Here is a 6,174-nt window from a genome sequence, read left to right on the forward strand (position 1 = left end):
GGAAGGCGGCCCTCACGCGCTTTACCATCCAGTTCGGGGAGCGGATCTCCCAAAACTGAGTTCAACCCCGTTTACACAAAAATTCGGACACGCCCCCTTTTCTTGCCCACACCCCGTCGGGCGTCCGGCGCCGGGCTTGAAAACCGGCGCCACCCGCCCAACCCTTGCACACGACGGCCTCGGCCAACCCTTCACCCGATCGCGACGCCCTCACGCCATGATGCCTACCGCCCGCCCAAGCCATTCGACCTTCCTCGCGCTGAACCGTCACCGCCACCACGTGCGTACCTGGCCTGGCGCCACCGACGGCCCGACGCTGTTCCTGCAGCACGGCTGGATGGACTGCTCGGCCTCGTTCCAGTTTCTCGTCGACGCGCTACCGTCCGACTGGACGGTGATCGCGATGGACTGGCGCGGCTTCGGCGAATCGGACTGGAACGTCGGCGGCTACTACTCGCCCGACTACCTCGCCGACCTCGACGCGCTGCTCGAACACTTCTCGCCGCACCGCCCCGTGTGGCTCGCCGGCCACAGCATGGGCGGCATGGTCGCCTCGCTGTACGCCGGCGTCCGCCCGGAGCGCGTCGCAAAGCTCGCCTCGCTCGAAGGCTTCGGCCTGCCGGCGACGAAGCCGGCCGAGGCGCCGGGCCGCTACGCGCGCTGGCTGCGCGAGACGCGCGACCCGCCGCGCTTCGGCGCGCTCGAGAGCGTGGAAAGGTTGGCCGAGCGGCAGATCGAGCGCAACCGGCACCTGACGCCCGAGCGCGCGCGGCACCTCGCCGCGGCGCTGACGGTGGTCGAGAACGGCGCGCTGCGCTACCGCGCCGACCCGCGCCACAAGATGGTGAACCCGGTGCTGTACCGGCTGGAGGAGGCGATGGCGTGCTGGCGGCGCATCAAGGCGCCGGTGCTGTGGCTGATCGGCGGCGACAGCTGGGACCACCCGATCGCCCACGGTGTGATGGCGACGCTGGGCGAGCGCCGCGCGTGTTTCGCCCGCCTCGCCGAAGTCACCATCGCCGACGCCGGGCACATGCTGCACATCGAGCAGCCGGAAGCGTGCGCCCGCGCGCTGGTCGACTTTTTCAGCGCGGCGGGATCTTGAGCCGGCCGCGAACGCGACCGACGACGTGCATCAGGATGCGGATTCGAGCAGGCAGCTCAGGCGCAGATCGGCCCCGACCGGCCGGCAGTCGAGCAGCTTCAGCCGGGTCTGGTCGGCCAGGCGGGTCAGCTCGGGACGGTCGAACAGACCCTGCGCGCGATGGCCGACGAGGCTCATCGCGTAGTAAAGACGGAATTCGTCGACCAGCCCGGCCGCAAGCAAAGCGCCGTTGAGCCCCGCCCCCGCCTCGACCATCAATTCGCCGATGCCGGCCCCGGCCAGGGTTTGCAGCAGCGCGGCCAGGTCGACGCGGCCGTCGGCGGCCGGCAACACCACCACCTTGACGCCGCGCGCGAGGTAGGGCGCGTGCCGCGCCGGGTCGGCGACGGCGGTCGCCAGCCAGGTCGGCGCGACCGTGGTGTCGTAGATCTTCGCGTCCGGCACGGTGCGCAGCGCGCCGTCGACCACCACGCGCTGCGGCTGGCGCGTGGTGGCGACCTCGCGCACCGTCAGTTGCGGGTCGTCGGCGATCACCGTGCCGCTGCCGGTCAGCACCGCGCACGAGCGCGCGCGCAGCGCGTGCACGTCGCGGCGCGCCTCCGGGCCGGTGAGCCACTGGCTCTGCCCGTTCGACAGCGCCGTCTTGCCGTCGAGGCTGGACGCGGTCTTGACCGTCACCCACGGCCGGCCGCGCTCGATGCGCGACAAAAAGCCCTTGTTGAGCGCGCGCGCCTCGGACTCGAGCAGGCCGACCGCGGTGGCTATCCCCGCCTCGGCCAACCTTGCCATCCCCTGCCCGTTCACCTTGGGGTTCGGGTCGCCCATCGCGGCGATGACGCGGCCGACGCCGGCGCGCACCAGCGCGTCGGCGCACGGCGGCGTGCGGCCGTGGTGGCTGCACGGCTCGAGCGTCACGTAGGCGGTCGCGCCGCGCGCGGCCTCGCCCGCCATCGCCAGCGCGTGCACCTCGGCGTGCGGCGTGCCGGCCTGGTGGTGCCAGCCCTCGCCGACGATGGCGCCGTCCCTGACGATCACGCAGCCGACGCGCGGGTTGGGCGTGGTGGTGAACAGCGCGCGCTCGGCCAGTTGCAGCGCGCGCGCCATCATCGCGTGGTCTTGTCCGGTAAACGTCATGTCTTTCTCGCTGAAAACGGCTCGGCCAACCTTGCGCGGGTTGGCCGAAGGGGGATCATGCCGGCCCGGCGCGGACGCCGGCGGGGCCTTACTCGGCCTTCTTCTCGATTTCCTTGATCGCGTCGCTGAACTCGGCGATGTCCTGGAAGCTGCGGTAGACCGACGCGAAGCGCACGTAGGCGACCTTGTCGAGCCGCGCGAGCTCCGCCATCACCATCTCGCCGATCTGGCGGCTGCTGACCTCGCGTTCGCCGAGCTGCAACAGCCGGTGGCTGACGCGGTCGATCGCCTCGTCGACCAGCGTGGTCGGCACCGGCCGCTTGTGCAGCGCGCGCAGGAAGCTGGTGCGCAATTTCTGTTCGTCGAATTCGCTGCGCTGGCCGCTGGCCTTGACCACCTGCGGCATGCGCACGTCGGCCGTCTCGTAGGTGGTGAAGCGCTTGTCGCACCCGGCGCAGCGGCGGCGGCGGCGGATGCTCGCGCCGTCGTCGCTGACGCGCGAGTCGACCACCTGGGTGTCGTGACAGCCGCAAAACGGGCATTTCATGGCCGGATCGTTCCGTCAGTCATGTAAAAAAAGCGGCCCGCAGGCCGCTTTTCATTATGCCACAAGGGCGGGGCTTACTTGCCGTAGACCGGGAAGCGCTGGCACAGCGCCTTCACCGACTCGGCGACGCGGGCCAGGTTGGCCTCGTCGGCCGGCGCGTCGAACACGTCGGCGATCAGGTTGGCCAGTTGGCGGGCCTCTTCGGTACCGAAGCCGCGGGTGGTCATCGCCGGGGTGCCGATGCGGATGCCCGAGGTCACGAACGGCTTTTCCGGGTCGTTCGGGATCGCGTTCTTGTTGACGGTGATGTGCGCCTTGCCCAGCGCCGCCTCGGCGTCCTTGCCGGTGATCTGCTTGGCGCGCAGGTCGACGAGGAACACGTGCGACTCGGTGCGGCCGGACACGATCCTGAGGCCGCGCTCGATCAGCGTCTCGGCCATCACCTTGGCGTTGGCCTTCACCTGCTTCGCGTAGGCCTTGAATTCCGGGCTGGCCGCTTCCTTGAACGCGACGGCCTTGGCGGCGATCACGTGCATCAGCGGGCCGCCCTGCAGGCACGGGAAGATCGCCGAGTTCAGGATCTTCTCGTGTTCGGCCTTGGCGAGGATCACGCCGCCGCGCGGGCCGCGCAGCGTCTTGTGCGTGGTGGTGGTGACGAAGTCGGCGAACGGCACCGGGTTCGGGTACTCGCCGCCGGCGACCAGGCCCGCGTAGTGCGCCATGTCGACGAACAGGTAAGCGCCCACCTCGTCGGCGATCTTGCGGAAGCGCGCCCAGTCGATCTCGAGCGCGTAGGCCGAGGCACCGGCGACGATCATCTTCGGCTTGTGCTCGCGCGCCAGACGCTCGACCGCGTCGTAGTCCAGCTCTTCCTTGTCGTTCAGGCCGTACGGCACGACGTTGTACAGCTTGCCGGAGATGTTCACCGACGCGCCGTGGGTCAGGTGGCCGCCGTGCGCGAGGCTCATGCCGAGGATGGTGTCGCCCGGCTTGAGCACCGACACGTACACCGCCTGGTTGGCCTGCGAGCCCGAGTGCGGCTGCACGTTCGCGTATTCGGCGCCGAACAGCGCCTTCAGGCGGTCGATCGCCAGCTGCTCGACCACGTCGACGTGCTCGCAGCCGCCGTAGTAGCGCTTGTAGGGGTAGCCTTCGGCGTACTTGTTGGTCAGCACCGAGCCCTGCGCCTCCATCACCGCGCAGCTGACGTAGTTCTCGGACGCGATCAGCTCGACGTGGTCTTCCTGGCGGCGGTACTCGGCCTCCATCGCGGCGGACAGTTCCGGGTCGTACTTGGCAATGGTCAGATCGGCAGCAAACATGGTCGTTTCACCCACAGATTAAAGTTCGTAACGGAATTCTACATGAGCCGTTCCGGCCCCCGGCATGAAAAAAACCCCGGGTGCACATGAACGGCATTTGTCTCGCCCCCGGCTCGCGGGGGCGCAAAACGGTGGGCCTGGCCCTTTACTGGATCGCGGCGCCGGCCGGCGACAGCTCGTCGGCGGTGAAGAACACCGGCACCTCGCCGTCCTTGTCGGCTGCGACCTGCGGCACGAAGCGCACGTCGTCGACGCGGCAGTCGGCCATCAGCTCGGCAAACTGGCGCGCGATCAGCGGCACCGAGTCGAGCGGCGACAGCGGCCACACGAAGCCTTCCCAGTTCTTCACGTCGCCCCTGGCCGACAGCGTGAAGCGCAGCTCGCCGCCCTCGTGCGCGCTGGCGATCGCCACCGGCTCGAGCGACAGCTCGCGCAAGCGGCGGATGCGGTTGCTGGCGAACACCTGCATCGCGACCTCGTGGCGCGCCTGGCCGCCGGCCACCAGCGCGGCGGTCAGCGCCTGCGGCGCACGCGGGATGGTGAACAGCGTCACGCCGTCGGTCTTGAGCATCGCGTTCAGCGACTGCATCAGCGGCATGCCCCAGGCGCCGACGACGCCGGACAGCGCGATCGGCAACTCGCCGTTGGCATCGCGACGGGCGACGCCGACTACGTAGCGCAGGAACACGCCCTCGCCCGACAACGACACCGGCGCGGCCGGCAGCGCGGCCAGCGTATCGCGCGCCGCGTCGGCCGAGCCCTGCGCGAGGCGGTAGAGCTGCGACGACTTCACGCCGGCGAGCGTATCCGGGTGCAATAGCTGCGGCAGCCAGGCAACGCGCGCCGGGTCGCTCACCAGACCGACCTTAACCAACAGCGACGCGAAACCGTCGGGGTCGGCCAACTCGCCCGGCAGGCGCGCGGCGCCCTTGCTGCCGGCGACCAGCACCAGCGGCAGCGCGAACACGACGGTGTCGCCGTCGAGCGCGTCGCCGAGCGCCTGCCACAGCGTGCGGTAGACGGCCTGCGAATCGGCCATCGCCAGCGCGACCGAGATCGGCAACATTTCTTCACGCTCCAGGTGCTCGGCGAGGCTTGATTTGAGCGCCGACTGCCACATTTCCTTCTCGTCGGCGGTCGTGGCGGCGAGGATCGCACCGGCTTGGCGCAGGAAGTCGTTGTTGACGGGTGGCGTGGCGGAATACTGCCGCGGATCGGGCAGCGAGGGGGCGGACTGCGACATAGGGCGGGACGTCTCCAAGACGAATTCCTTACAGATTCTTATTGTCTCACAGCCGACAAAACGGCACGAACACGGGTTCTCCCTCGCGCCGCGGGGTGAATTTTTCGTTAATTTTCGTTTTCAACCAGAAAACGCCATTTGCACGCGACATATTCGTACAGATTTGTACGAAAGCGAACAAATAGTGTTGACACCCCGACGGCAAATCCGGATAATCCGTTCTCGTTGAGATGCAGCAATTGCTTCTTGATAGTTTCTCCTCTATTTCTCCTTTGTAGACTTGTCGCGGGGCTTTTTGCCCCGCCTTTTTTTGCCCGCTGCCAGCAGGACCGCGTTCAAACTGTCAGACAATCCTGCCATATCAGCTACTTACCCCTTCTCTCGTTCCACCTGGCGCACCCGCGTTCCACCGCGCGATACACCCCTGCGCCTGCGCCACGCCGACACGACAAGACCGTATTGCACCGCAATAAACGCACGCCGTCGCGCCGGCCCAGCCGGATGTTCGCGCTTGCGCGCAAGCGAACACGGCGCATCGAATTGTGACAAAAACGAAAAAAGCGCCGGCTACAGGACGCAGCCGGCGACTCAAGAAGCAAACTGTCAGGGGAACCGAGGTCCGCCGCGCGGACCGTCGGGGAATGAGAGCGCGGCTGGACGCGAAAAGTTCTCGGCTCGCCGAAAATAAAAGGCTCTGTTCGCGTTGAGCGTTGGTGAATTCTGAATGCCTTAGAGCCGCTAACAAAACCGCTCGACAAAGCGTAAGCAGATCAAGGAACAAGCCAGCTTGAGCAAGGCGTAATGCGTGTCCAGCCGCCGCTCG

5 protein-coding genes are annotated in these 6,174 nt (G+C 67.9%); 1 reads left to right on the plus strand and 4 read right to left on the minus strand.

Translation table 11 applies throughout. The features are described 5' to 3' along the window. Positions 1-217: 217 nt before the first annotated feature. A complete protein-coding gene (locus tag EV683_RS13965) occupies positions 218-1,105 on the plus strand; it encodes an alpha/beta fold hydrolase (RefSeq protein WP_243694772.1) in 888 nt (295 codons plus the stop codon). A gap of 30 nt (positions 1,106-1,135) precedes the next feature. On the opposite strand, the gene ribD is transcribed toward EV683_RS13965, so the two are convergent. From ribD to EV683_RS13985, 4 genes are all read right to left on the minus strand, one after another. Beyond that, the gene (gene ribD / locus EV683_RS13970) at positions 1,136-2,239 is read right to left on the minus strand and encodes a bifunctional diaminohydroxyphosphoribosylaminopyrimidine deaminase/5-amino-6-(5-phosphoribosylamino)uracil reductase RibD (protein ID WP_131863195.1); all 1,104 of its coding nucleotides are present in this window, start codon (positions 2,237-2,239) and stop codon (positions 1,136-1,138) included. An 88-nt stretch (positions 2,240-2,327) separates the two neighbouring features. After that, positions 2,328-2,786 carry a transcriptional regulator NrdR gene (gene nrdR / locus EV683_RS13975; protein ID WP_131863196.1) on the minus strand — a complete coding sequence of 153 codons (459 nt, stop codon included), beginning with the start codon at positions 2,784-2,786 and terminating at the stop codon, positions 2,328-2,330. A 74-nt stretch (positions 2,787-2,860) separates the two neighbouring features. Continuing rightward, positions 2,861-4,108, minus strand: coding sequence for a serine hydroxymethyltransferase (gene glyA / locus EV683_RS13980; protein ID WP_131863197.1), 1,248 nt, complete (start codon positions 4,106-4,108; stop codon positions 2,861-2,863). Positions 4,109-4,253: 145 nt separating this feature from the next. Next, entirely contained in the window at positions 4,254-5,351 is a 1,098-nt protein-coding gene (locus tag EV683_RS13985) for a hypothetical protein (RefSeq protein WP_131863198.1), read from the minus strand. Positions 5,352-6,174 lie beyond the last annotated feature (823 nt).

The sequence above is a fragment of the Crenobacter luteus genome (assembly GCF_004345725.1).
Lineage (GTDB): Bacteria > Pseudomonadota > Gammaproteobacteria > Burkholderiales > Chromobacteriaceae > Crenobacter > Crenobacter luteus.